The following is a 25,879-nucleotide window of genomic DNA, read 5'->3' as shown; positions in this document are numbered from 1 at the left end:
TCAAAGCAGATTACAACTCTTGTCATTTTATGGCTCAACGGAGCAGCGCTCCGTTGTACTTACTACTTTACAATGAGAGAGGAGGTGAAGAGAAAACAACTGGAGTGGCCCCCTTCGAAAGTCCTTCTGATTGCGCTCTTTGCCCCTCTTTTGCTTTTTCTGGGCACCCTACCCAAACTGCATTCGATGTACGAACGGCGGCAGATTCGGAAAAACAGCGCGATGGCGGTGGGTACGGTGGTCCGGTACGAATATGTAAAGAAGAAATACCGGCAGTATTTTCGGGCCTGCGTCTGGTATACAGCCGATGGAAAACCGTTTACGGTAACCGCCCGGGTTCAGGACCGCTTGTCGAACCAGCAGTTGCATGCGATCCTGAACGAGAAACTACCGGTCATCTACGAGAAGGGCAATCCGGCCAACGGGGTCGTGCTTGCCAACGAGGAGCGGTTTGGAAATTTTGGACTGATGTTGCCCGATAGTCTGCGCTGGACAAGGGATTACTTTTATTGATCGACTATGAAACAAACCTACTTCACCGCCGGACCGGCGGAATTGTATCCGACGATTTATCAGCACCTGCAAACGGCAATGGATGAGCAGATTGGGTCGATTTCGCACCGGAGTGCCAAATTTCGGAGTCTGTACCAGTTCTGTGTCGAGCAACTGCGGGAGTTACTGAACATCCCGGAGACGCACGGCGTTTACTTCACCGGCTCGGCTTCCGAAGTGTGGGAACGGATTCTACTCAATTGTGTCGAGTTCGAAAGTTTTCACCTGATCAACGGGTCGTTTTCGAAGAAATTCTGCGAGTATGCTACGGCTTTGCAGAAGTACACGCACAAGCAGGAAAAACCGTTCGGCGAGGGGTTTGACTACGGGGAAGTGCAGGTACCGGAGTATGCCGAACTAATCGCCGTGACGCACAACGAAACCAGTTCGGGCGTGCAGATGCGGACGGTGGATATTCACAAACTGAAGCGTAGCAACGCCAAAAAGCTGATGGCGGTCGATATGGTGTCGTCGGCACCGTATCCCGATTTGGACTTTTCGCTGGTCGATACGGCGTTTTTCTCGGTGCAGAAAGCGTTCGGGATGCCCGCTGGTTTGGGCGTCTGGATTGCGGGCGATAAATGCCTCGAAAAAGCGGAATTGCTCAAACACGGTGATCAGCACATTGGTGCCCATCACACCCTGCCGACGCTCCACCAAAACTTCAAAAAGTACGAGACGCCCGCAACGCCCAACGTCCTGTTCATTTACCTATTGGGAAAGATCGCCCAGGATTTCAACCGGATCGGGATCGAGACGATTCGGAAAGAAACCGACGAGAAGGCCAAGTTATTGTACAAATTCATCGAAAGCCATCCGCAGTTTTCGCCTTTCGTGAAAGAAGACCGGCACCGCTCGCGGACGGTGGTGGTGGCCAATACGCAAAAACCGTCGTCGGAAGTCATCGCCAAAGCGAAGGAATCCGGGCTGGTGGTCGGCAGTGGCTACGGGCAGTACAAGGACGGTCAAATCCGAATTGCCAACTTTCCCGCCACCAATGCCGAGCAGATCAGCCAGTTGATTGAGGTGCTCGGGCGGGTGTAGTTTCTCCCCATCCCATATACTTTCGTTATTCGTTATTCAACATTCGGTGTTCGTTATTCTGTTATCGCTTGCCTGTCGCGAGTGAAATGGAATGTCGAATATCGAATGTTGAATAACGAATAGCGAAGTCAAAAGGAAATAGCGAAGTCAAAAGGAAAGCCGCAGACCAACAATTTCCTGATTGTCGGGTTAAAATAGAAAAAACTTAACGACAATCGATGAACTCGTTTCATACTTCACGCTTTCTTCTCACGTTCGCCTGTCTGGTATCGGCGCTGACCGTACACGCGCAGGAAACCGATACGCTCCGTCGTGAAGCGCCCGTCATGGTGTCGCCGGATACGGTTCTGCTCCGGACAGAAACTTATCCGGAAGACCGGTTTTTCAACCGGCCGGGTTTACCCTGGTTTCGACGTAATGCTGCTTTTATCGGGGCTGGACTCGGTTTTGCGACCGGCAAGGGGCAAGGATTATATACGGCTTTTACACCCCGGCTGGCGTTTTTCGTGCAGCGTGGGCTGGCCGTCGGTTTACGGGGCGCGTTTGAACGGCGGGCCAAAACCAGCTACCGGGCCAATTCAGGGGGGGCTTTCGTGCGGTATTACCCGGTTCGCGGAAATTTTTTTGTATTCGGTGAAGGTGGGTTCAACCTCGGTCGGTTCAACTCCAGCGACGTAGGCCCCGGCGACCGGCGCGGCTTCAGCAGCCTGAATATCGGAGTGGGTTTGGGCGTGAAACTGCAAGAGAAGCTTAGCCTGGAAGCGATGTTTGAGAACAATTACTACGACAAAGCGCCCGTCTATGCAGGCAACAACCGGGGGCCACAGATTAAACTAGGGGTTAATTTTCACCTCAATTCGCAGCGATGAAACTTTGCAAAACCGCTTCTTAGGAAGATTTCTGAACTAATATCACTGGTTTTAGTGAGAAGGCGGAGCGGTTTTACTTCGGTGATTTCAGGCTGTTTAGCATGGTGCGGGTTATCGTTTGGTACAACTTACGCCAGGCAGTTTCCGTTGCGGGCGTCCACTGTTCCTGCAACATCGTAGCCAGGGTCTTCAGCAGGGAATCGCCGACGGTGTCGTAATCGACCGACAGGACGCCGTACTGAACGTGACGTTGCGCCAGTGCCCTTAGCTCAGGCTCATAGGCCTCAATATTTTGCAGATTTGCGACGATGAACGTCATCATATCCATAAATTTGCGGACTTGCCCCGACAGATCCGTGCCAAACAAAAATCGGAGCGAAGGATCATCCCAGAACAAGGTTTGGTAAAAAAGCTCTCCTATCTTATCTCCCTGAAGCAGAACATAGCTCCAGGACTGTTTGAGAAGTAAAATCTGCTCTTCTTGCATGATTATCAGTGGGTAATGTACGAATATCCGGCTGCACTCCAGATCGGTAGGAAACCCTCATTCGGGAACCCTGTAATTTCGTTTTCTGCCATCTTTCGTGTAAAACCGGGAACCCCGCTGATGCTCGCGGTTTTACACGAAAACTTGATGGACCGTTTTACCAAACCCGCGTCTGATCGACTTCCGATTTGTACAGCTTTTGCCCCGGCTGAACATTGAACGCCCGGTAAAATGGTGCAAAGTTAGTCAAAGGACCGTTGACACGGAATTTGGCCGGTGAGTGCGGATCGACCTGCACGCGAACCCGCTGCGCTTCGTCCCGGATGACGGTCCGCCAGATTTGCGCAAAACCCAGGAAAAACCGCTGATCGGGCGTAAAACCGTCGATTTTCTCGTTGCTTTTGCCCTGTTCGGTCAGCTTGAAGGCGTCGTAGGAAATCGCCAATCCGCCCAAATCCGCCAGATTCTCGCCCAGTGTCAGCCGCCCGTTCAGGTTCAGGTTGTTCAATACCGTGTACTTGCTGTACTGATCGACCACCTGGTTGGCTTTGGTCGTAAATTTGTCGGCATCAGCTTTCTGCCACCAGTCGCGTAGGTTCCCCTTCACGTCGTACTGCCGACCCTGATCGTCGAACAGGTGCGTCAACTCGTGGCCGATCACCATGCCGATACCGCCGTAATTGATGGCATCGTCGGCATCTTTGTCAAAGAACGGGAATTGCAGAATCCCGGCCGGGAACACGATTTCGTTGAATGTTGGGTTGGCGTAGGCATTCACGGTCGGGGGCGTCATGACCCATTCGCTGCGGTCGACCGGTTTTTCAATTTTGCCCATGCTCTCCTTATTGTCGTGCTTTCGGGCGCTCTGGATGTTACCAAAATAATCATCCCGCTTGATCTCGACATCGGAATAGTCCTTCCATTTGTCCGGATACCCGATTTTGTTGGTAATGCCATCGAGCTTCTCCAACGCAATTTTTTTCGTTTCCGGCGACATCCAGTCCAGCTTTTCAATCCGGTTCCGATACGCCGTCTGAAGGTTGTTCACCAACGTCAGCATCCGCTCCTTGGCTTCGGGCGGGAAGTATTTTTTCACCCACAATTGCCCCAGCAACTCGCCCAGGTACGAATCCGTATTATCGGCCACCCGCTTCCAGCGTTCCGACAGTGCCTGTTGTCCGGAGAGCGTTTTACCATAAAATTCAAACCGGGCGTTGACAAACGGTTTGCTGAGCAAGGCCGCATTGTGGTCGATAAAGTCAAACGCCAGCCGGTCTTTGATCACCCCGATGGGCGTTGTCGCCAGCAACGTGTTCAGAGCCTGGTAATATTCGGGCTGGCCCATCAGCACTGTATCGGTTTTAGCCGTCATGGTGCTCAGGAAGGCCTTCCAGTCGATATTGGGCGTGAGTTTATTCAGTTCGGCGACGGAATACTTATGGTAATTTTTGATCGGATCGCGCAGGTCGGCCGCAGCTTTGTGCGATTTGGCGAGGTTGGTTTCAAACGCCAGGATGCCATCGGCTTTTTTGCGCGCCGTGGTCGAATCGACGCCCGTCAGCGTAAAAAGTTTGACGATGTAATTCAGAAAAGCCGCCCGAATTTTTTTGGTTTCTTCGTCATTTTTGAAGTAATACTCTTTTTCGGGCAGGCTCAACCCAGCCTGGCTGAAGTTAATCCGGTTGATGTCGCTGCGCCGGTCGTCGGCTCCCACGTAAAACCCGAACAGCGCCCCGCCCCGGTTGGTTTCGTCGGCGGCCAGGTAGTTCAGGACTTGTTTGTAGTCTTTCAGACCGGCAATAATGGCCAGTTCCGGTTTCAGCGGATTGTAGCCTTTCTGCTCAATCGTGACGGTATCCATGCCGCTGGCGTAGAAATCACCGACCTTCTGTTCCGTGCTGCCTTTAGCCGCATCAGCCCCGGCGGCTTCTTCCAGAATGGCGCGCGTTTTTTTCTGATTTTCTTCGTAGAGCGTATAAAACGAACCCCAGCCCGTCTGATCGTCGGGGATTTTGGTGTTTTTTATCCAGGCACCGTTAGCGTAGGTGAAAAAATCGTTGCCGGGTGCCACCGTGGTGTCCATGCCTGATTTGTCGAAAAACACGGTGCGGGTGGCCGTTTCTTCCTTTTCGGTTTTGCAGGCCGTCAGCAGCAGCGCACCGCCAACGACCAGCAGGAGAGATCTTGCGGGTTTCATACAGTGGTTTAGTAGTTGATAATTTTAGAAAACCGTAAAAGTAGTTTTTTTATTGATTCACTAACTCACCGGTTTTGAATGATATCGACCGTTGGTCCATTTGCCGGTAGCTCAAAACCGAATCCAGCGAATTCTCTTTTTGACTAGTTTTGAATGCGTTAAAACAACTGCCGCTGAATACGTCATTGCTTTCCGGCCAAGCGCCTGGACTGGTTTATTGATTGATCCCACGGGACATGCGGTCACTTTTTGGGTGGCCCGACTTTTTATTGTCTTCACTTTCAATCAATACTACCATGAACTCTTTGATTTCCAATCGCTTGCAATTAATTCCCCTTCCACTTTCCGACCTCGAACGGCTGGCGAACAGCCGCTCGGCGATGGAAACCGCCCGTGGCCTGGCAGTTTCATCGCTGGAATTGAGCGATGACGGCGGCTTTCTGATCGAACTGGACGAAGCGCTCCACAGCTTTGTGCTGCCTAATGTCCGGGCGAATCCCGAAACCTGGTTCTGGTATACGTATTGGCTAATCGTTCACCGCGAATTGAACCTGACCGTCGGTGGGATTGGGGTGGCCGGGCCGCCCGATGCCGATGGTCAGACGATGATCGGCTATTTTATCGATCGAAAATTCGAAGGGCAGAACCTGACCACCGAAGCGGTTACCTCCTTCGTAAGCTGGATTTTCGAACAGCCAGGTGTAAAAACCGTGGCGGCCGACACGCCCAAAGAACACTTTGCTTCGCAGCGGGTGTTGCAAAAAAACGGTTTTGTGTGGGCGGGTGAAGTCGAGGAGGGCTTCCGCTGGCGGAAAAACCGGCCCGAATCAGCGAGTTAGGTAAACCGCCAGGCCCACCAGATCAGCACGCCCTGCAACGGCAACCGCCCCCAGCGAATCCAGGCCGGGATGCTTTCGAACCTGTCCGAGGTTGCCATGTACAAATTAGCCGGAAAAACCGCAATCAGCAGCAAAATAAGGCCCCAGGCTGAGAGCGAGCGGGTTTCCGGAAAAAGCAGACCAATCCCTAAGGCCAGTTCGGCGATTCCGCTCAGAATGACCATCAGCCGGTGGTACGGAATGTAGGGCGGCATGATGCGCAGGTAGGGTTCGGGGTAGAAAAAATGCAGAAGCCCCGATCCGGCATAAAGGGCCGCAATGCTATAAAGACTCAGGTTGTTCATGGATAAGCGGTTACGGTTTTGAACGGAACAGCCTGGGTTTTAACGGTGTCCGGATTGTACATTTAGGGGAAAAGGTAAAAGAATACGGAAAAAATCTAACAAAATGTGCCGGGTACTGGTAGAATAAGTGGACAGAAAAGACTAGCGGCTTTAATCATGAGTCAAGATAAGGAATTTACCGGAAAAGTAGCTTTGGTGACCGGAGCGGGTTCCGGAATCGGAAAAGCGGCTGCTCTGTTGCTGGCACGCCGGGGAGCGCGGCTGGCTGCGTTGGGCCGCACGGAAGACGAATTGCAGGCCACCGTCGATCAGATTCGGCAGGAGGGGGGCGAGGCCATTTCGCTGCTGGCCGACATCTCGAAACCGGAGGACATGGAGAAAGCTTATCAGGAAATCAAAAACCGCTTTGGGGGGCTACACATCGTGTTTGCCAACGCGGGGGTCAACGGAGTTTGGGCACCGATTGAGGACCTGGAAACCGACGAATGGGACAAAACCATGACCATCAACCTGCGCGGCACATTTCTGACGGTGAAGTACGCCATTCCACTGCTGAAAGAAAAAGGCGGTTCGATCATTATCACGTCTTCAGTCAATGGCACCCGGATTTTTAGCAACGCCGGAGCCACAGCCTACTCGACCACCAAAGCCGGGCAGGTAGCGTTTACCCAGATGGCTGCACTTGAACTGGCCAAATACCGCATCCGGGTCAACGTGGTATGCCCCGGCGCGATTGAAACCAAAATCGACGACAGCACCGAAAAACGCGACATCGAATCGATCAAAGAGCCGGTCGAATTTCCCGAAGGCGTCATCCCGCTGACCGACGGCAAACCGGGCACCAGCCAACAGGTGGCCGAGCTGGTGGCCTTTCTGGCTTCCGACCACGCCAGCCACATCACCGGCACGCCCATCTGGATCGACGGCGCGGAGTCGCTGCTGATGGGGTAATCAGGGGATCACTCGACAAGATGCCCGACAAACTGCGCGCCGTTGTCGAGAATGACGCCCCCGCGCCGGAAGCCCAGCCCGCAGCCTTCGCCCGCGAAAAAGACCCCGGCCTGGTAGCGGTTTCCGGCTGCATCGGTCGGTAAGTCGACGTATTCCTGAAAAACCGTCGGGTAGTCGCCGTACTCGCCCTCGGCTTCGGCCGTCACGCGGCCTTGTTCGTCCACGATCCGGACGTTGGCCCCCTCGCGGCCGAACAGCACTTTTTCGACATAAGGCCGGTCTGTCAGAGGTTGCGTGTCGGTTTTCAGCAGGAGCGGGTGGTAGGGGTAGAACTCCCACAGAATCTTGAGGATATACTTCGACTGAAACAGCAGTGAATAGGCCGGATTGAGCACCAGCACCTGCCGACGGCGCACGGCTTCGGTCAGGATGGGGGCCAGGTCGGGTTCTTCGTAACCGATGTACTCCCAGGGCAGCAGTTTAAACCAGAAGTCGAACTTATCGAAGTGGCCGGTTTCCGGGTTTTGCTTGAAAAGCCCTTCTTCCGCCGAAAACTCCACCTTGTCGATGTACTCGAAATCGACTGAAAAACCGGCTTCTCGGGCGGCTTCGCCCAGCACGGCAACATTGCTGTCGTCTTCCGGAAAACCGCGCATGGCCGAGAGCAACAAGGTCGGTTGCAGGTCGCTGTTCTCCGCAAGAATCTCCCGAAACTGGGCCACCAGTGTTTCATAAACCGCATTGAACTGACGCTGTTCATCGAGTCCGTTGGCGCGCAGGTGCGCGTATTGAACCACCGCTGTTTCCGGGATGCAGGTGGCCGTGTCGGCGTTGAATTCGATCAGTTTGATGGGCTGGCCGTCGAGGCCGCCCGCCAGGTCGAAGCGGCCGTACAACTGAATGTGCCGTTCGTCGTTCCAGGAAAGTTTGATCAACTCCACGAGATTGTCGGGAATGCCCAGTTCCGAAAACCGGTTGTGGTCGATGACGTGCTGCCCGGCTTCAACCAGCATCTCGAACAACTGGTTGGCAGCTTCATAGTAGGCGTCGGCTTCGTCCGGGCTGACCACCACGGCTTCGTTCGTCAGGTAAGACAGCGTATCGGTGCCGAGCATCCAGTTCCAGCCAATATTCCGTAGTTGTTGATCCGGCGAAACCGGTAGGGAGCGGGTCGTGATCATGGTGTGTGGGTTTACGGTTTTCAGTATTCAGTTTTCAAACGGTGTTTAATTTCGTTATTCAATATTCGGTGTTCGATATTAATGCCATAAGTTTCTGTTATCGCTCGTGTATCACAAGTGACAATGGAGGAAGTCGCGTTAACAGGATTCGGTTTCTGAGTACTGGACATAAAATGTACAACGGAGTGTCACTCCATTGCTGGAATTTAACAAGTATCTGTTAACGAAGCAATTAACCCAACGGAGTACCACTCCGTTGTACAAATGTCCAGTACTGAGATTCGGTTTTCAGTTGACGGTATAAATAGCGAATAATGAATAGCGAATATCGAATAATGAAATATAATAGGATGCGGAAAACCGTAAACTGAAAACCGAATACTCTTTACCAAAACCGGTAAAATACCGATGGTTTGGTGACGATGAAGTAAATAGTCAAACCGGCCAGAAGCGCCGACAGCCCTTCCCGAATGGGCCAGTCGGGCGAGAAAAAAATCTGTCCTCGTTGCGCCACGGCACGCGGATCGCCCTCGGCATTGCTCCAGATCCAGCGGCTGCGGAATACGCTGGAGGCATTGAACCGGAGTTCACGCCCGTCGTGGAACGTCAGGTACAGCCGCCCCCACCAGCCGGTTCGGATGGTGGCGATGGAGGAGCCGTCGGCGTCGTTGACGGTGATGTTGGCAAACTGCGTCGACCGGTCGATCAGGTACGTTCCGAACCGGGATTCAAGCGTGGCCTGCACGCGGTCGCTGATCGTCAAAACCGCCTGGGGCAAACCCAGCTCCGAATAAATTTCGTACCGTTCGGCCAGCGTTGGCTGAATCCAGGACAAAACCGTTCGGTGCTGGGACGCGGGATGCATAAAGCGTTACGAAGAAAAGACTCATGAACAACGAAAAACCCGCGCCGATCGTCTGTTGTTCATGGATCAATCGTCAAAACCAGCCAGCGCCCGGAATCCGGAACGGCCAGGGAATCGAGATCAGAATCGCGATCAGACCCAGCCCGAAGAAGGTGAAAACCGTGCGGTGTTTCTGGATAGGCCCTCCCATCCGACGCGACTTCGACCGGCCGATCGTGATCAGAACGACGGCGATCAGCATACCGGTGATGTGTTCGACGGTATAAAACCGGTAAATGCTTTCCTTCATAACTTCGCCGAAGGACATGCCACCGCCGAAGATGGGCACTTTGGGACTGATGAAGTAGAGAATCAGGCCAATCAGAAACTGAGTATGCGTAGCAATCAGGGTGAACAAGTACAGTTTGTTGTCGCCCGCTGTGTACTCATCGCGGGCCTGCCACTTCCGGAACGAGGTGACGATGGCGGCTAGCAACAGAAGTAAAACAACCCAGCGGAGTCCCGAGTGGGCATGAAGCAGTGCATTATACATGGAGTGAGCAAGATGTTTGTCGTACGACAAAGAAACAACATTTGGCCGTACGACGGACGAGAATTGATGGAAGATTCCGGACAAAACCGCCAACTTTGCTGTTAATGTACTGGCGAGGGACACTTTCTTTCCTCTCCTGTCTTATCTCTTTTCTCTAAAAATGATTCTTTACAACCTGACCATCAATATTGATAAAGCCATCGAGCGGGAATGGATTCACTGGATGCGGGCCGAGCATGTCCCCGCCATCCTGGCCACCGGTTTGCCGCTCGACCACAAAATTTTGCATTTGCTGACGGAAGTTGATAACAACGGCGCGACCTACACTTTCCAGTTCTCGTTTCGCTCCAAACTGGATTTCTTCCGGTTTCAGAAATTTCACTCGGATGAATTAATGGATAAAATCCAGCAGCGATACGCCAACCAGTATGTCACGTTCCAGAGTTTGCTGGAAGAAGTGTGAAGAATGTTTGATCGTTTAAGGTTTGAGCCGGGCCGCCAGTGCGGTTTAACGTTTGACGGTTAACGATGCCATCCGGCTAAACCAATCGGGCGGGAAACCGTTAGAAAGGTACCTGATATAGAAATCGGTATCTTTTATGGAGAGACAAACACCCAAACCTGTTACAAAAAAGCCGGACATACCGCCCGAACTGGCCGTGTTCAAAACAAATAAAACGATTCCGGCGGTAATCGAAAAGCAGGTGCTGACGGCGCTCTCGTTTTATCCCGAGCTAAAAAATACCGTCATCCGGTTTGTCTTTAAGCGTCGGATCAAGTCATCAGTCATGCAGGCGCAGCCGGTTTTTCGGACCATTCTGCAAGGCCGGGAAAACCGGGCCTACCGGATTAACATCAGCGCCGTGTTTCGGCTGACGCATTCCGTGGTGCCCATTCACCAGCTTCCCGACGTCATCCTGATCGGCTGGATTGGGCACGAACTGGGCCACATCATGGATTACGAAAACCGTAGCAACGCCGGGCTGGTCGGTTTCGGAATTTCCTATGTGTTCTCACCGGCGTACGTCCGAAAAGTCGAGCGGATTGCCGATACCTACGCCGTTGAGCGCGGGCTTGGCCCGTATCTGGTAGAAACCAAACGATTTATTCTCGATCATGCTGAATTGCCGCAAACGTACAAGGACAAAATCGCCCGGCTCTACGTTTCGCCGGAGGAGATCGTAGAACAGGTCAAAAAGCTGGAAGAAGCGAAAGTGGCCGAACAGAAACAAAGACAAGTCCCTGTCAGCGGTCGCAGACCCTGACAGCGGTTGAGTTCATTCCCGCCCAGTCAGGGTCTGCGACCGTAGCGACGGGCTGGCGCTGAAGGACATCGCAGAAGCAGCCGAAACGCGCCTTAGGCTAGCGCTTTAATGTACTGCTCGAACTCCCGAAAATCTTCCTCTTTCATCACCCGCGGAATCTTCGCCTGGCCGCCCAACTTCTTGTATTCTTCACTCCAGCGGTAAAAGTGTTCCACCGGAATTACTTCCGTTTCAACACCCTTTAAGGATTTGCTGCGGGCCACTTTGTAGTTTTTGTTGGCTTCACACAACGCCTGATCCAGCGCAGCGGCCACCTGCTGATCGTCGGCGGTTCGGTCGGAACCGATAAACCATTTGTTGATGTATTCCCCATCTTTCCGGACAGCGGCCACCACAAATTCCTGAATCTCAATATCAAACTGTTGCTGCAATTTTTGCATGGCCTGTGTCATCTGAAAAACCGACAGTTGCTCACCGACGACGTTCAGAAAATGCTTGGTTCGGCCGGTTATTTTGATCTCCGACCGTTGTTTATCAGTGATCATCACCGTGTCGCCGATCATGTACCGCCAGGTGCCCGAAACCGTCGAAATCAGCAGCACGTAATCCGTATTCTCCTCAGCCTCTTCCAGCGACAGCACCCGGGCATCCGGTTTTACCCGGCCGTTTTCGTCCATGTTCTCGTCCGTAAACGGGACGAATTCGAAGAAAATGCCGTTGTCCAGAATCAGCGCCATCGACGACGTATCGGGCCGTTTCTGAGTCGCCAGGTAGCCTTCCGAGGTCAGGTAGGTGTCGATGTAGGTTAGCGGTCGGGCAAAGAGTTTTTCGAGGCTTTTGCGGTACGGTTCAAACGCCACTCCGCCCGTGGTATAGACGTGCAGGTTCGGCCAGATTTCGTGGATGTTCGACAGTCGGTTGTAGGTAATGATTTCTTTCAGCATCATCTCCACCCAGGATGGAATGCCGCTCAGGCTGCCAATGTCCCAGGTCGGGGCTTCCTGGGCAATCTTCCGCACTTTTTCGTCCCAGTCTTTGATGGACGCAATCTCGATACCCGGTTTGTAAAACGTCCGGAACCAGGCCGGGAGGTTGGCCGCGCTGATGCCGCTGATCTCGCCCTCCTGGTGGTCGTCTTTCTCGATCAGGCTGGTGCTGCTGCCCAGCATCAGAATTTGTTTGGTAAAAAAGTCGGACGGAAGATCGAAGTTTTTTAGACTCATCACCTGCTGAATGCCCGATTTCCGAATGGCTTCGAGCATATCGTCCGTCACCGGAATGGCTTTGCTGTTGCTGGTGGTGCCGCTGCTCAGGGCAAAGTATTGCTGCCCGCCGGGCCAGGTGACGTTTTGGTGGCCTTCGAGCAAATAATGCCACCAGTCGGTATAGAGTTTGTCGTAATCATGAACGGGAACTGCCTGTTGGAAAGCCTTCACCAGATCGTCGCTGGTCAGCAGGTCGGAAAACTGGTGTTTTTTTCCGAAAGCCGTCAGCCGGGCTTTCGTGATCAGGTGCCGGAGAACCTCTCGTTGCGCCGTTGCCGGATCAGGTTCCGAGGTGATCAGGCCATACACGTCAATTGCTTTCTTTATTAACTCGCCAATAACTGCCATCGGTGTTTGATCGAATAGGATTCATTCGATAAACCCGGTTTGGGGCGGTTTGTTCTTGGGGAATTATCGATTACTCACCCCAACCCCTAAAGGACGGTCGGCCGCTGCCGGACTTTTAAAACTGGCGAAGCTCCATTTAGGGGGTTGGGGTAAGTAGTCGAGTTAAACCGCCTTTTCGTTATCGATCAATTCCTTGCGGCTGGTCCGTTTGTCGAGCGAAAGTAGAAACGCCGGGAGCAGAATCAGGTTGGCGGCCATACCCATCAACAGCGTGATCGACACCAGAACACCCAGCGCTACGGTTCCCTGGAAGGTGGAAAAGGCGAAAATGGCAAATCCGGCGAAGAGGATGAACGCCGTGTAAATCATGCTGATTCCGGCCTGGTGAATCGTGTTGGTGATGGCTTTCGAGATGCCCAGACCGCGCCGGAGTTCCTCCCGATACCGGGCCACGAAGTAAATGGTTCCATCCGACGCAATCCCGAAGGCCACGCTGAAAATCAGAATCGTCGACGGTTTCAGCCGGATACCGAAATACCCCATGATGCCGGCCGTGATGATCAGCGGGACAATGCGGGGCAGCGAGCAGATGATCACCGTGCGGATGTCTTTCAGCAAGAGTGCCAGCAGGGCCGTGATGAGAATAACCGCCAGGTAAACACTCTCTTTCAGGTTATCGACCAGGTATTCGTTGCCTTTCGTAAAAATGGCGCTGCTGCCTGTAATCCGGACGTCGTACATATCGCCGTTGGACACGCGCTGACCGGTTTCGCGGTCGATGTTGAAAATGGAATCCACCTTGGGTTGGAGCTTCGTCAACAGTTCCCGGATGCGAACCGTGCCGACATCGGCCATCTGAAAACTAATGCGCGTATACCGGCGGGTGCTGTCGAGAAAGCCTTTGAAAAGATTGGATTGGCCCTGCATCTGGGGGGCGTAGGCGGCCAGTTTTCCCATTTCGAGCGCGCCGGGCAGCACGTAATATTTCGGGTCGCCCCCGCGATAGGCCTGGTACAAAAACTTGGCGGCTTCGACCACCGAGAGCGGGCGCGTAAATTCCGGGTATTTCTCAAATTCCCGCTGCAATAACCGCATTTTGGTCAAGGTGGGGGGCGTCAGGATGCGGCCCGGCTGGCGCGAATCGACGGAAACCTCGAACGGCAGAACGCCCCGGAAGCTGCTTTCGAAGAATTTAAGATCCGTATAAATCGGGTCGTTTTTGGGCAAATCATCCACCACGTAGCCCACGGCCTGAATCCGCATGGCCCCGATCAGGCTCACAACCACCAGAATCCCGATGATCGCATAAACCGTCCGTCGACGGTAGTGGACGGTGTGGTTCACCCAGGTCAGGAAGCTGACCAGCCAGCGGCTTTCCATATGGCCCCGCTGTTTCGACGAGGGTTCGGGCAAATACCCAAACACGATCGGAATCAGAATCAGGCAGATGGCGTAGGTAACTACCACGCCCAGCGCGGCCACCAACCCGAATTGCGCGAGCATCGGACTGCTGGCAAAATAGAACACAAAGAAACCGATGGCGGTGGTAACATTGGCAAAAAAGGTCATCTCGCCGATGGCTTCGGTGGCGATGTTCAGCGCCCGGGTTTTGTCGTGGTGCTGGCTATATTCTTCGAAATACTTGTTAATCAGGAAGATGGTGTTCGGAATGCCGATCACGATGATCAGGGGCGGTAACAAACCGGTCAGCAGCGTGATTTTGTAGCCAAACAGGACCAGAAAGCCCAGCGACCAGACCACGCCGACGCCGACAATGCTGATGGCGGCCAAAACCGCCACAATTGACCGGAAGAAAAACAGGAGAATAACCGCCGTGACGCCAAAGGCCAACGCCATGAACAGCACCATTTCGTTACTGACCTTGCCCGTGAATTTGGTCCGGATGTAAGGCATTCCGGACATATGAATTGGAATATTGAATTTGGCCCCAAACGCCCGTACTTTTTTCTCGATTTCCAGCACGTAGCCGATGCGGTCTTTGGTATTCAGCTTTTTAGAATCGAACGTAACGGCCATCAGATGGGCCCGCCCAGTGCTGTCGGAGACGAAGCCTTTGTAAAACGGCAGCGAAGCCACCAGCGCCTGAATGCTGTCTACCTCGGCCTGGGTAGTGGGGGGGCGGGATACAATCGGCAAAAACTGAAACTGTTTGATGCTGTCGTTACGAACGACCCGAAACAGGCTGGCGGCCGACAGAACCGTCTGGACACCTTCCGACTTTTTGAGGTCCTGATTGAGCTGGTACCAACCGTTGAAAACCGGTAATTTGTACAGATCCGGCGTTTCGATCCCAATGACCATCACACTTCCATCCTCCCCAAACCGCTTCTTGAACGATTCATACAGTTCAAAGTCAGGGTCGTTGGAGGGAAGAATCCGGGCCACTTCGTAGGAAAGTTGAAGGCGTGTCGCCTGGTACGCCATGAAAACCGTTCCGACGAAAATGAAGATGAGCAGGAGAAGGCGGTTTTTTAAAATGAAATCCGAAACGCGGTGCCAGAACATCAAGAACAAACGAAAGGTAAGGGGCGCAAGGTACTAAAATTGGGTGAGTTTTTTTGAATAATACCCGGCTGCTTCTAACCGGCAAGGCTGCCGCTAAAATCAAAAATGGCTAAACAAGTCATTCAATATTCTAGTTTAATGTATTAATCCTGCTTTATGTGATCAAATTTCAAGTACAATTTAAAATTAGATTTTTTCGAGATAATTAATCTACCATTTTTTCCCCAAATAATCATGAATTACACTACCCTACAAAACGTAGCGCCTAGTGTGCACATGCCCACGAGTGTCGCATTCATTGGCGATTACTTGCCTCGTCAGTGTGGTATCGCGACGTTTACGTCGGATTTGTACAAATCATTCACCACCTTTTATCCGGCTTCGGCCGCGATGGTGGTTTCGGTAAACGATGTACCCGAGGGCTATGATTATCCGGAGGAAGTCCGTTATGAATTTTACCAGCACGACTTGAATTCGTACAAAAAAGCCGCCGAGTTTCTCAATTCGATGAATACCGAGGTGGTTTGTCTGCAACATGAGTACGGTATTTACGGGGGAACAGCCGGAAATTACATCCTGACACTGCTGCGGAATCTGACGATGCCGGTCGTTACGACTTTTCACACGGTGCTGCGGAATCCCGACCAGGATCAGTTGATGGTGCTCAAAACCATCGCCGATCTGTCGGCGCGGGTGATCGTGATGAGCGAAAAAGGACGCCAGTTTTTAAAAGATATTTACGATGTCCCGGAAGACAAAATTGATGTGATTGCCCACGGGATTCCGGATATGCCGTTTGTCGATCCGCATTTTCACAAAGACCGGTTCGGGATCGAGGGTAAGCAAGTGCTGCTGACGTTCGGCTTGTTGTCGCCCAACAAAGGCATTGAGAACGTAATCAAGGCATTGCCACGGGTTGTCGAGCGCTTTCCGAATACGGTATACATTGTACTCGGCGCGACCCACCCGAACCTCGTCCGCGATCAGGGTGAGGTGTACCGCGACAGCCTGAAAAAGCTGGCCGCTGATTGTGGTGTGAAAGATAATGTTCTGTTTTTCAATCAGTTTGTTGAGCTGGATAATCTGGTCGAATTTCTGGGAGCCGCTGATATTTACATCACGCCCTACCTGAATCCGGCTCAGATCACGTCCGGAACGCTGTCTTATGCGTTTGGCTGCGGAAAAGCCGTAATATCAACACCGTACTGGCACGCCGAAGAACTCCTGGCCGACGGCCGGGGCGTTCTGGTGCCGTTCAACGATTCGGAAGCCATGACGGAGGCTATCCTGAACCTGATGAGCGACGATACGCTCCGGCATGGCATGCGTAAAAAAGCGTACATGATGGGCCGGAGCATGACCTGGGAACGGGTGATGGAACGATACACCCAGACTTTCGTGGAAGCGCGGCAGCAGCCGATTGCGTTGCCGGGCAGCCCGTTAGCGGTTCTCAACGGTGGAACCAACGCGACCTACAAATTGCCACCGGTTCGGCTGGACCATCTGTACCGCCTGAGCGATTCGACGGGCATTATCCAGCACGCGCGGTACCATTTACCCCATTACGAGGAAGGCTATTGCACCGACGATAATGCGCGTGCCCTGATTCTGACCGTGATGCTGGAAGAAGCCGGGCTGGGCGACCGCAAGCTGGCCCGGTCGAAGGATACGTACGCAGCCTTTCTGAATTATGCCTATTTGCAGGGCCGCGGACAGTTCCGGAACTTCATGAGCTACGACCGACGCTGGCTCGAAGAGGTTGGCTCCGACGACAGTACGGGCCGGGCGCTCTGGGCGCTGGGAACCTGCATCGGCCGGACATCCGATAAAAACCTGATTACGTGGGCCATGCCCATGCTGCATCAGGCCCTGCCTTCGTTGCTGGAATTGCCCTCGCCCCGGTCCTGGGCCTTCGGAATTCTGGGTGCCTGCGAATACCTGAAGCGATTTGGCAACGACCGGATGGTGAAAACCGTGTTGCAACAACTGGTTGACAAGATGGTGAATCGATTCAATGACAGCACCTCCAAAGAATGGCCCTGGTTTGAAGGCTACCTCACTTATGATAACGCCAAATTGTCGCACGCGCTGATCTGTGCCGGCGAGACGTTGCAGGATGCGAACGTGATGGAACTGGGTGTCAAATCCCTCAACTGGCTCATCAGCCTGCAAATGACCGGCACCGGAACATCGAATACGGGCTACTTTCAACCCATCGGCACGAACGGTTTTTACGTAAAAGGAGCCCAACGAGCCTATTTTGACCAGCAGCCGCTAGAAGCCCAGGGATCGGTATCGGCCTGTCTGGCGGCTTACCGCGTCACGAAAGAAACGGTCTGGCTGAAACGGGCCACGAAAATATTCAAGTGGTTTACGGGCCACAACGACCTGGGACTATCGGTTTTTGACCCGAACACGGGCGGTTGCCGCGACGGTTTGCACGTCGACCGGGTGAATCAGAACCAGGGCGCTGAGTCGACTTTGGCGTATCTGATGGCGCTCGCGGAGCTTCATATTACACAAAAACAAATTTCAGACAGCGAAATTGCAAATACGGCACTAACCTTGTTAGTTTAATCGTTGAAGGCAGAAACGTGTGAGGGAGTGAACCGGGTCCTAATAGGCCGGGTGTTCAGTCCCTCATGCTATAACCTGGCTGTCCACAACTTTTAGTCCTCTATGATAAAAGCAACACGCACCGGCATTGTACTTCGTCCTGACCCGACCCGTGTTCTCTTTCGCCCCTTTGAACTCAGTAGTTCGACCCGCATTCTGAAAATTATTGCACGGGTCAATGCCATGACGGAGAAAGAGGTTGAACGCAAACTAGCGGAAGTGATTCGCGAATTTGGGAGTCGGCACTACAAACTGGAACGGTTTTTCCTGAAACGCTTTGAACACATCAAGCCCCAATTATTAACCGATGAACCGCTGACGCTGGAGCGAAAACTGCTGTTGGGGGCCTATTTCACGATGGAATATTCGCTCGAATCGGCGGCCTTGTTTAACCCGTCGATGGTTTGGCACCCCGATCAGACCAATGTGCCGCCCGGTTTTAAGCGGTTCATTCTGAGCATGCGGGCCACCGGCGAAGGGCACATTTCGTCGATTACGTTCCGGATGGGGTACATTGATCAGGACAGCAAGATCGTGCTGCGCAAACCGTCGCGGTACGTGACATCTCCCGAAATCGTTCCGAATCACCGCTTCAACCGGTTGCAGTTTGAGCGTAAACTCTACGAACTCCGGATGTCGAATCCGATTTCGGAAATGATGATGAGCGGATTGGGGGAGGAGTTTGCCCTGGAAGAAATGGAGGATCGGTTGAAGCGGGTACTGACTCAGTATCGCCATCACGCTGAATATGAAACGATTGCCAGTAGTCTGCGAACGCTGGCCCGCTCGAACTACGAGCTGGATTTTGACGAAGATCAGAGCCTGGATGAACGTTGTATTTTTCCGACCTCACCCAACGAAACCAACGGGATCGAAGATGCCCGCTTCGTTCGGTTTGTCGACGACGATGGCGACGTCACCTACTACGCGACGTATACGGCCTACAACGGTCAGGTGACATTCCCGCAATTGCTGATGACGAAGGATTTTACGCATTTCAGTGTCAGCACCTTAAACGGGGCCGAAGTTCAGAACAAGGGCATGGCGCTGTTTCCCCGGAAAATCAACGGGCGGTACGTCATGCTGTCGCGGCAGGACGGCGAAAACATCTACCTGATGTACTCCGACGATCTGTATTTCTGGCAGACGAAGGAAATGCTGCTCAAACCAACCTATCACTGGGAATTTGTGCAACTCGGCAATTGCGGTTCGCCTATCGAAACCGAAGCAGGCTGGCTGGTGTTGAGCCACGGCGTCGGGCCGATGCGGAAATATGCCATCGGAGCCTTTTTGCTCGATCTGAACGACCCCTCAAAAGTAATTGGCCGGACGACTGAACCGCTGTTAAGCCCCGACGAAAATGAACGAGAAGGTTACGTACCGAATGTGGTTTACAGTTGTGGGGGCGTCATCAACGGCAACGATCTGATCATTCCGTACGCCATGTCCGACTACGCCAGCAGCTTTGCCACGGTCAATTTGCAGGAATTGCTCGAAGTCCTGACCGGCCGTTCAAAACCGGTTGAAGTAAAGGCGGAAGCACAGAATTCATAAATCAAGGAATGGCCCTGGACATAAAAAAAACCTTCCGGTTAGTGGCTCGTCCCACTAAACTCGGAAGGTTTTCGCTTTTAAGTTCCAAAGTCAGCTCAAGCCTGCCGATCAGGCCAGATCAAACCGGTCCAGGTTCATCACTTTATTCCAGGCGGCCACAAAGTCTTTGACGAATTTATCCTGACCATCGGCGCTGCCGTACACTTCGGCAATCGCCCTCAGTTCGGAGTTGGAACCAAACACCAGATCCGCCCGGGTGGCCGTCCATTTGACGGAACCCGTGGCCCGGTCGCTGCCTTCATACAATTCCCGGTCGGCGGATACGGCTTTCCAGGCCGTCCGCATATCGAGCAGGTTGACAAAGAAATCGTTGGTCAGCAAGCCGGGCCGCGACGTAAAGACGCCGTGTTTGGACCCGTCGAAGTTCGTGTCCAAGGCACGCAACCCGCCCACCAGCACGGTCAGTTCGGGCGCCGTTAAGGTGAGCAATTGGGCTTTATCGATCAGCAATTCTTCGGTCGATGCCGAACCGCTGGCTTTACGGTAGTTCCGAAAACCGTCGGCCAGGGGTTCCAGGTAGCCCACGGATTCGACGTCGGTCTGGTCCTGCGAGGCATCCATCCGGCCCGGCGTAAACGGAACTGTTATCGAGTACCCGGCATCCTTGGCGGCTTTTTCGACACCGGCACAACCGGCTAGCACGATCAGATCGGCCAGCGAAACTTTCTTGCCGCCGGTTTGGGTTTCGTTGAATTCCTTCTGGATACTTTCCAGGGTACCCAGCACTTTTTGCAACTGCGTCGGATTGTTCACGCGCCAGTAGCGTTGCGGAGCCAGGCGGATTCGCGCTCCGTTCGCTCCACCGCGCTTATCCGAACCGCGGAAGGTTGACGCCGACGCCCAAGCCGTCGAAACCAGTTCCGATACGGTCAAGCCAGAGGCCAGAATATTCGCTTTGAGGGCGGCACTATCGTTTTCATCGATTAACACGTGATCCACCGCGGGAATCGGGTCCTGCCACAGCAGCACTTCTTCCGGAACATCCGGGCCGAGGTAGCGGGCGCGAGGACCCATATCGCGGTGTGTCAATTTAAACCAGGCCCGGGCAAAAGCGTCGGCGAAGGCGTCGGGGTTCTCCAGAAACCGACGGGAAATTTTTTCGTAAATCGGGTCAACGCGCAGCGCCAGGTCGGTGGTCAGCATGGTTGGCCGACGCTTTTTGCTGCTATCGAACGCATCCGGAATAATGCTGTCGGCGTTCTTGGCCACCCATTGGTGCGCACCACCCGGGCTTTTGGTCAATTCCCATTCAAAGCCAAACAGGTTTTCGAAGAAGTTGTTACTCCATTGCGTGGGCGTTTTCGTCCAGGTAACTTCCAACCCGCTGGTGATCGTATCCGCGCCCTTACCGGAACCAAAGCTGTTCGCCCAGCCGAAGCCCTGCAATTCCAAGTCGGCCGCTTCCGGCTCTTTCCCGACGTTCTCCGAAGGGGCCGCACCGTGGGTTTTGCCGAAGCTATGGCCTCCGGCGATCAGGGCAACGGTTTCTTCGTCGTTCATGGCCATGCGACCGAAGGTGACCCGGATGTCTTTGGCGGCCGCAACGGGATCGGGGTTGCCGTCCGGCCCTTCCGGGTTTACGTAAATCAACCCCATGTGGGCGGCTGCCAGCGGTTCTTCCAGGTTGCGGGAGTGGTAATCGCCGTCCGCATCCTGATCCGAACTGACCACACCGTGCTCGGCTACGCCCGGAACCCCTTTGGCGTACCGGTTTTCATTCCCGAGCCAGGTCGTTTCGGCACCCCAATACACGTCCTCATCCGGTTCCCACACATCGGCGCGCCCACCGGCAAAACCGAACGTCTTAAAACCCATCGATTCCAGGGCGACATTACCGGCCAGGATCATCAGGTCGGCCCAGGAGATGTTTTTGCCGTATTTCTGCTTGATGGGCCACAGCAAACGGCGGGCTTTATCAAGACTCACGTTATCGGGCCAGCTATTCAGCGGAGCAAACCGTTGCTGTCCGGAACCGCCACCGCCCCGGCCATCGAACACCCGGTACGTCCCCGCACTGTGCCATGCCATGCGGATGAACAGGGGGCCGTAATGCCCAAAGTCGGCCGGCCACCAGTCCTGCGAATCGGTCATGAGCGCGTGCAGGTCTTGCTTCACCGCTTCCAGGTCGAGGCTTTTGAAGGCTTCGGCGTAGTCAAAGCCTTCATCCATCGGGTTGGATAAAGACGAATGTTGACGCAGGATGTTCAGTTTTAATTGGTTGGGCCACCAGTCACGGTTTCGGGTGCCACCTCCGGCGACATTGTGTTTCATGGTGCCGTTGTGAAACGGGCATTTACTGATGTCAGTTGATTCCTTTTCCATTTCGATACGTTCATGGTTAAATGATGACCTACCAGCCTCGATGGGATGTAGTGCGCTAAAATTATATTTTTGAAAAACATAATCATAATCAATAATTTCTATATTCAAATAGCTAAAATCTATTTACTGTCTTATCCGGACAAGTTGAGAACCTTCCTGCCGATCAACAGCGTAATAAAGCCTACCAAAAGCAGAATTCTTTTATACTTTTTCACCATACCTGATTGAAAGGATGGGACAGCAAAAAAGTCGCTATCCGGAAAAGTTGCATTGATGGTTGTCAAAATCGTCTTTTTTAGCCTTCATATAAAAAATAACTCATTCATTCCTGCATTAGAGCCTGGTCGAAGCTATCCAATTCTTCATGCTTCCTGTAGTTGACCTTCTTAAAAGAAGCAGGAAAATCGGCGGGAAACTGGCTGGCAGTTACCGAACAACCTTCCGAAGGCAGAACCATTAAGTCGTAAAAATTAATGCTTAGTTAATACTTTGATAATGAGTTGGATGATTTCGGTGATTTTATTTGTGAGTTTAAATTTAGAGTGAGCGGAAAAATCAAAAAGGTAACTTTAAAGATTGTCTTTTTCCAAGATAGTGCCTTTATTATTAATTTTTTTTAGAAATAGTAACCAATGTTGGACATTTGCTCATTAGATTTACAAAAAAAAATCGCGTTTCCTTCCAACTATTTCTACCAATCTATTAACTAACCGCCGTCTCAACGGCTCCGAAATTTTATGGTGAAACTCTTACTACCACAAGCCCGGCTTGGCAGGATGATGAGACTATCCATTCCGCAAGTGCTGCTGGCTGTCTCCTGCGCCAACCTGACCTTTGCCGAAAATGCCCCGAATGGGGGTCTGTCTTCCAGAAAAGCGCTGGCCACCGTTGCGGTGGAACGGACTGTAACCGGTAAGGTTACGGATGAAGCTAATTCACCTTTGCCGGGGGTTAGCATTGTTTTGAAAGGAACCCAGCGCGGTACGGTAACCGACGCCAATGGGGGTTACCGAATCGATGTACCCGATAACGGCGGTACGCTTGTGTTTTCGTTCGTAGGGTATCTGTCACAGGAGGTGAACGTCGGAACCCAGGCTACTGTCAATATCAGCCTGAAAACCGACGATAAAGTCCTGGAAGAGATCGTTGTTATCGGTTACGGTACGGCCAAGAAAAGCGACTTGACCGGTGCCGTAGGCTCGGTTCGGGAAGCCGAACTGAAAGAGCGTCCGGCGGCTTCGCTGACCCAGGCGCTGTCGGGCCGGATGCCGGGCGTGCAGGTGAACACCAACTCGGGTCGGCCTGGTGGTCGGACCACGATTCGCGTTCGCGGTTTCAGCTCCATCAACTCGTCGAACAACCCGCTCTACGTAGTCGACGGCGTGATGCTGCCGCAAGGGAACCAGAACCAGTTTTCGTCGGCCATCGACTACATCAACCCGAACGACATTGTATCGGTCGAAGTCCTGAAAGATGCTTCGTCGACGGCCATCTACGGAGCGCGGGGTGCCAACGGGGTAATTCTTGTGACGACGAAAAAAGGGAAAGCCGGTGAAGGGTCCGTTACCTACAACGCTGACTTCAGCGTGAATACCATCGGGCCAAACCGTCCACAAGTATTGAATTCGCAACAATACATCCAGGTGGAGGACCTGGCCTGGGCCAACATGGCGAAATATGACCCGGTTGGCTGGGCTGCGGGCAAATGGGCCTACCTGAACCCTAAACTGCGCCGGGTTGACCCGCGCGTCTGGAATCCGGATGGCAGCCCGAAATTCGATACGAACTGGCTGGAAGAAACCACCCAGAACAAACTATCGCAAAACCATCAACTAGGCTTCAGTGGCGGTAACGAACGGACGCAGTACTCCGTTTCGCTGGGTTACCGCGATGATCAGGGTTTGATCAAAACTTCGTACATGAAGCGGTATTCGGGCCGATTTACGGTGGACGATCAGGTGAAAAAATGGTTGAAAGTGAGCGGTACGCTGAGCTACAACAACCAGACCGAAAACCTGGTCGATATCAACGATGCCGTGGCGCGTCAGATCGTGGAAGACTTTCCGTTCCTGCCCGTACGGTATGAAGATGGTACGTTCGCCAATAACCGCGATTATCCGTACGCGGAAGGAACGATGAGCTCGTACCACCGGTTGATGGGTCGGAAATACATTCTGAACACGCAGACAACCCTGGGTAGTCTGTCATCGAACATCACGTTTATGCCGGGACTGGAAATGCGTACCATCCTGGGTGCCAACGTCATGACGCAGGAAAACAACCAGTCGCAAACCCGGACGCTGAACATCGGCGGTAACGGAAACGCGTCGGCCAGCAACCGGAAAGAAACCTTCTGGTCGTTTGAAAACTACCTGACGTACAACAAGCAGATCAACGAGAAACACTCGATCAATGCCCTGTTGGGGATTTCATGGCAGCAAACCGATATCTTCAGTATCAACGCCAGTGTCAATAACTTCGCGACGGACTACTTCCTTTACAACAACCTGGGTGCCGGGGCTACCAACCCGTCTGTTGGTTCAGGTGCATCGAGCTTCTCGTTTAATTCGTACTTCGGTCGGATCAACTACAACCTGATGGAGAAATACCTCCTGACGGTGACGGGCCGGGCCGATGGTTCGTCGAAATTCGGGGCAAACAACAAATTTGCCTTCTTCCCCTCGGCGGCCCTGGCCTGGCGGGCATCGGAAGAAGAATTCCTGAAAGGCAACGCCATCATCTCGAACCTGAAGTTCCGGACTAGCTACGGCTTGACGGGGAACTCGGAAATTCCGCCTTACACCTCGCTCTCCTTGTTAAGCTCCAACTATGCGACGATCTATGGAGATGCCCGCGTGGCCGGTACGGGGATCAGCCGGTTGGCCAACCCGGATCTGCGGTGGGAAAAAACCGCTCAGACCGACGTTGGGGTGGAAATCGGTTTGCTGAAAGGCCGCATCAACCTGGAAGCTGACTACTACTACCGCAAGACGACCGACATGCTGCTCGATGCTCCGGTACCGCGCACGAGTGGCTATGCCACGATTCGCCGGAACGTCGGTTCGATGGAAAACAAAGGGTTTGAATTTGCCCTGAATACGGTGAACATTGATGCGGGCGGCTTCCAGTGGAACTCGACCTTCAACATCTCGTTCAACCGCAACAAAGTGTTGTCACTGGCAACGCCTTCGGACATCTTCAACGTCGGTGGGCCGAACTTCACCAACCCGACCAACATCATTCGGATCGGCGAGCCGGTGGGTTCATTCTGGGGGCTGACTCGTCTGGGAACCTGGAGCGAAGCGGAACGCGAAGAAGCGGCCCGGTTTACCAGCTACCGGAATGGTCTAACGATTCTGCCGGGTGACATCAAGTACCTGGATGTGAACGGAGACCGCGCTATCACGGATGCCGACCGGAGCATCATCGGGAATGGTAGCCCGAAAGGTTGGGGGGCGTTTACGAACAACCTGCGCTACAAAAACTTCGACCTGACGTTTGAGATGCAGTTTATGTTTGGAAACGATGTCATGCTGATGAACCTGCACCCGAGCGAAGACCGCCAGGCGCTGGCCAACAGCTATACTTCGGTGTTGAACGCCTGGACTCCGCAGAACCAGAACACGATGATTGCCGAAATCCGGGATACGCGGGCCGGTTACGTCACCAACGTCGACAGCCACTGGATCAAAGACGGTTCGTTCCTGCGGGGCCGGAACCTGTTGTTCGGTTACACGTTCCCGGGCAATGTAACGAGCAAACTGAAACTGAACCGCCTGCGGGCTTACGCAACGGTGCAGAACTTCTTCCTGCTGGTGGATGATCCGATCGTGGGTGACCCGGAAGTAACGCCGACCAACCAGGGGGATGGCAACAGTGCCTTCTCACAAGGGATGATCTGGCACAACTATCCGAAGCCGACTACCTGGATGTTTGGTATTCAGATCGGTCTGTAATTGAGTAAATCGGTTTACAGTAGTCGGTTTGCGGTGAATAACCGAGGCTGATCAGGCAGCGGCTAGCCCCCAATCGGGTACTAAAAACCTTACATTTTCAAGTAAA

General features: G+C 53.2%; 19 protein-coding genes. 10 read left to right on the top strand and 9 right to left on the bottom strand.

Going from position 1 to position 25,879, the window contains the following annotated elements:
- The first annotated feature begins 72 nt into the window (after window positions 1–72).
- From ACO2Q8_RS20785 to ACO2Q8_RS20775, 3 genes are all read left to right on the top strand, one after another.
- Window positions 73–513: a hypothetical protein gene (locus ACO2Q8_RS20785; protein ID WP_423346778.1), complete on the top strand. Its 441-nt coding sequence runs from the start codon at window positions 73–75 to the stop codon at window positions 511–513.
- Between the two features lie 6 nt (window positions 514–519).
- A complete protein-coding gene (locus ACO2Q8_RS20780) occupies window positions 520–1,596 on the top strand; it encodes an aminotransferase class V-fold PLP-dependent enzyme (protein WP_423346777.1) in 1,077 nt (358 codons plus the stop codon).
- Window positions 1,597–1,814: 218 nt separating this feature from the next.
- Complete coding sequence (locus tag ACO2Q8_RS20775) at window positions 1,815–2,465, top strand: hypothetical protein (RefSeq protein ID WP_423346776.1); 651 nt, start codon at window positions 1,815–1,817, stop codon at window positions 2,463–2,465.
- Between the two features lie 73 nt (window positions 2,466–2,538).
- On the opposite strand, the gene ACO2Q8_RS20770 is transcribed toward ACO2Q8_RS20775, so the two are convergent.
- Both ACO2Q8_RS20770 and ACO2Q8_RS20765 read right to left on the bottom strand, forming a co-directional pair.
- Window positions 2,539–2,952, bottom strand: a complete 414-nt coding sequence (locus ACO2Q8_RS20770) for a globin domain-containing protein (RefSeq protein WP_423346775.1) — start codon at window positions 2,950–2,952, stop codon at window positions 2,539–2,541.
- A 157-nt stretch (window positions 2,953–3,109) separates the two neighbouring features.
- Complete coding sequence (locus ACO2Q8_RS20765; protein ID WP_423346774.1) at window positions 3,110–5,149, bottom strand: M13 family metallopeptidase; 2,040 nt, start codon at window positions 5,147–5,149, stop codon at window positions 3,110–3,112.
- Window positions 5,150–5,445: 296 nt separating this feature from the next.
- Here ACO2Q8_RS20765 and ACO2Q8_RS20760 point away from each other — a divergent pair, with 296 nt between their 5' ends.
- A complete protein-coding gene (locus ACO2Q8_RS20760; RefSeq protein WP_423346773.1) occupies window positions 5,446–5,988 on the top strand; it encodes a GNAT family N-acetyltransferase in 543 nt (180 codons plus the stop codon).
- Here the strand turns inward: ACO2Q8_RS20760 and ACO2Q8_RS20755 are convergent.
- Entirely contained in the window at window positions 5,985–6,332 is a 348-nt protein-coding gene (locus ACO2Q8_RS20755; protein ID WP_423346772.1) for a DoxX family protein, read from the bottom strand. The two genes, ACO2Q8_RS20760 and ACO2Q8_RS20755, sit on opposite strands and share 4 nt — an antisense overlap.
- Window positions 6,333–6,488: 156 nt before the next feature.
- On the opposite strand from ACO2Q8_RS20755, the gene ACO2Q8_RS20750 reads away from it, so the two are divergent.
- Window positions 6,489–7,283, top strand: coding sequence for an SDR family oxidoreductase (locus tag ACO2Q8_RS20750; protein ID WP_423346771.1), 795 nt, complete (start codon window positions 6,489–6,491; stop codon window positions 7,281–7,283).
- An 8-nt stretch (window positions 7,284–7,291) separates the two neighbouring features.
- Here ACO2Q8_RS20750 and ACO2Q8_RS20745 read toward each other — a convergent pair whose 3' ends face one another.
- The 3 genes from ACO2Q8_RS20745 to ACO2Q8_RS20735 form a co-directional block, all read right to left on the bottom strand.
- Complete coding sequence (locus ACO2Q8_RS20745; RefSeq protein WP_423346770.1) at window positions 7,292–8,464, bottom strand: glutathionylspermidine synthase family protein; 1,173 nt, start codon at window positions 8,462–8,464, stop codon at window positions 7,292–7,294.
- Between the two features lie 385 nt (window positions 8,465–8,849).
- Window positions 8,850–9,329 carry a hypothetical protein gene (locus ACO2Q8_RS20740; RefSeq protein ID WP_423346769.1) on the bottom strand — a complete coding sequence of 160 codons (480 nt, stop codon included), beginning with the start codon at window positions 9,327–9,329 and terminating at the stop codon, window positions 8,850–8,852.
- Between the two features lie 73 nt (window positions 9,330–9,402).
- Window positions 9,403–9,861 carry a cytochrome B gene (locus tag ACO2Q8_RS20735; RefSeq protein ID WP_423346768.1) on the bottom strand — a complete coding sequence of 153 codons (459 nt, stop codon included), beginning with the start codon at window positions 9,859–9,861 and terminating at the stop codon, window positions 9,403–9,405.
- 160 nt (window positions 9,862–10,021) lie between these two features.
- Here ACO2Q8_RS20735 and ACO2Q8_RS20730 point away from each other — a divergent pair, with 160 nt between their 5' ends.
- Both ACO2Q8_RS20730 and ACO2Q8_RS20725 read left to right on the top strand, forming a co-directional pair.
- Entirely contained in the window at window positions 10,022–10,324 is a 303-nt protein-coding gene (locus ACO2Q8_RS20730) for a DUF4286 family protein (protein WP_423346767.1), read from the top strand.
- 136 nt (window positions 10,325–10,460) lie between these two features.
- Entirely contained in the window at window positions 10,461–11,126 is a 666-nt protein-coding gene (locus ACO2Q8_RS20725) for a hypothetical protein (protein ID WP_423346766.1), read from the top strand.
- Between the two features lie 92 nt (window positions 11,127–11,218).
- Here the strand turns inward: ACO2Q8_RS20725 and ACO2Q8_RS20720 are convergent, their stop codons facing one another.
- Entirely contained in the window at window positions 11,219–12,739 is a 1,521-nt protein-coding gene (locus tag ACO2Q8_RS20720) for a GH3 family domain-containing protein (RefSeq protein ID WP_423346765.1), read from the bottom strand.
- Window positions 12,740–12,901: 162 nt separating this feature from the next.
- Window positions 12,902–15,265, bottom strand: coding sequence for an efflux RND transporter permease subunit (locus ACO2Q8_RS20715; RefSeq protein ID WP_423346764.1), 2,364 nt, complete (start codon window positions 15,263–15,265; stop codon window positions 12,902–12,904).
- 234 nt (window positions 15,266–15,499) lie between these two features.
- Here ACO2Q8_RS20715 and ACO2Q8_RS20710 point away from each other — a divergent pair, with 234 nt between their 5' ends.
- On the top strand, window positions 15,500–17,842 hold the full coding sequence (locus ACO2Q8_RS20710; protein WP_423346763.1) for a glycosyltransferase family 4 protein: 2,343 nt from the start codon (window positions 15,500–15,502) through the stop codon (window positions 17,840–17,842).
- A gap of 102 nt (window positions 17,843–17,944) precedes the next feature.
- Window positions 17,945–19,435, top strand: a complete 1,491-nt coding sequence (locus tag ACO2Q8_RS20705; RefSeq protein WP_423346762.1) for a glycoside hydrolase family 130 protein — start codon at window positions 17,945–17,947, stop codon at window positions 19,433–19,435.
- A 108-nt stretch (window positions 19,436–19,543) separates the two neighbouring features.
- Here the strand turns inward: ACO2Q8_RS20705 and katG are convergent, their stop codons facing one another.
- Window positions 19,544–21,817, bottom strand: a complete 2,274-nt coding sequence (gene katG / locus ACO2Q8_RS20700; RefSeq protein ID WP_423346761.1) for a catalase/peroxidase HPI — start codon at window positions 21,815–21,817, stop codon at window positions 19,544–19,546.
- A 776-nt stretch (window positions 21,818–22,593) separates the two neighbouring features.
- Between katG and ACO2Q8_RS20695 the strand changes: the two genes are divergently transcribed.
- Window positions 22,594–25,773, top strand: coding sequence for a SusC/RagA family TonB-linked outer membrane protein (locus ACO2Q8_RS20695; RefSeq protein WP_423346760.1), 3,180 nt, complete (start codon window positions 22,594–22,596; stop codon window positions 25,771–25,773).
- Window positions 25,774–25,879: the final 106 nt, after the last annotated feature.

The sequence above is a fragment of the Larkinella sp. VNQ87 genome, assembly GCF_049445795.1.
Lineage (GTDB): Bacteria > Bacteroidota > Bacteroidia > Cytophagales > Spirosomataceae > Larkinella.
Note: the sequence above shows the minus strand (reverse complement) of the source record. Positions and strands in the feature narration are given on the sequence as shown.

What these genes read in the sequence shown, in the direction of transcription:
- ACO2Q8_RS20710 (WP_423346763.1), top strand. Translation starts at nt 15,500, where the DNA reads ATGAATTACACTACCCTACAAAACGTAGCGCCTAGTGTGCACATGCCC.
- ACO2Q8_RS20770 (WP_423346775.1), bottom strand. Translation starts at nt 2,952, where the DNA reads ATGCAAGAAGAGCAGATTTTACTTCTCAAACAGTCCTGGAGCTATGTT.
- ACO2Q8_RS20740 (WP_423346769.1), bottom strand. Translation starts at nt 9,329, where the DNA reads ATGCATCCCGCGTCCCAGCACCGAACGGTTTTGTCCTGGATTCAGCCA.
- ACO2Q8_RS20730 (WP_423346767.1), top strand. Translation starts at nt 10,022, where the DNA reads ATGATTCTTTACAACCTGACCATCAATATTGATAAAGCCATCGAGCGG.
- ACO2Q8_RS20720 (WP_423346765.1), bottom strand. Translation starts at nt 12,739, where the DNA reads ATGGCAGTTATTGGCGAGTTAATAAAGAAAGCAATTGACGTGTATGGC.
- ACO2Q8_RS20745 (WP_423346770.1), bottom strand. Translation starts at nt 8,464, where the DNA reads ATGATCACGACCCGCTCCCTACCGGTTTCGCCGGATCAACAACTACGG.
- ACO2Q8_RS20775 (WP_423346776.1), top strand. Translation starts at nt 1,815, where the DNA reads ATGAACTCGTTTCATACTTCACGCTTTCTTCTCACGTTCGCCTGTCTG.
- ACO2Q8_RS20755 (WP_423346772.1), bottom strand. Translation starts at nt 6,332, where the DNA reads ATGAACAACCTGAGTCTTTATAGCATTGCGGCCCTTTATGCCGGATCG.
- ACO2Q8_RS20725 (WP_423346766.1), top strand. Translation starts at nt 10,461, where the DNA reads ATGGAGAGACAAACACCCAAACCTGTTACAAAAAAGCCGGACATACCG.
- ACO2Q8_RS20735 (WP_423346768.1), bottom strand. Translation starts at nt 9,861, where the DNA reads ATGTATAATGCACTGCTTCATGCCCACTCGGGACTCCGCTGGGTTGTT.
- katG (WP_423346761.1), bottom strand. Translation starts at nt 21,817, where the DNA reads ATGGAAAAGGAATCAACTGACATCAGTAAATGCCCGTTTCACAACGGC.
- ACO2Q8_RS20765 (WP_423346774.1), bottom strand. Translation starts at nt 5,149, where the DNA reads ATGAAACCCGCAAGATCTCTCCTGCTGGTCGTTGGCGGTGCGCTGCTG.
- ACO2Q8_RS20780 (WP_423346777.1), top strand. Translation starts at nt 520, where the DNA reads ATGAAACAAACCTACTTCACCGCCGGACCGGCGGAATTGTATCCGACG.
- ACO2Q8_RS20785 (WP_423346778.1), top strand. Translation starts at nt 73, where the DNA reads ATGAGAGAGGAGGTGAAGAGAAAACAACTGGAGTGGCCCCCTTCGAAA.
- ACO2Q8_RS20705 (WP_423346762.1), top strand. Translation starts at nt 17,945, where the DNA reads ATGATAAAAGCAACACGCACCGGCATTGTACTTCGTCCTGACCCGACC.
- ACO2Q8_RS20715 (WP_423346764.1), bottom strand. Translation starts at nt 15,265, where the DNA reads ATGTTCTGGCACCGCGTTTCGGATTTCATTTTAAAAAACCGCCTTCTC.
- ACO2Q8_RS20695 (WP_423346760.1), top strand. Translation starts at nt 22,594, where the DNA reads ATGATGAGACTATCCATTCCGCAAGTGCTGCTGGCTGTCTCCTGCGCC.
- ACO2Q8_RS20750 (WP_423346771.1), top strand. Translation starts at nt 6,489, where the DNA reads ATGAGTCAAGATAAGGAATTTACCGGAAAAGTAGCTTTGGTGACCGGA.
- ACO2Q8_RS20760 (WP_423346773.1), top strand. Translation starts at nt 5,446, where the DNA reads ATGAACTCTTTGATTTCCAATCGCTTGCAATTAATTCCCCTTCCACTT.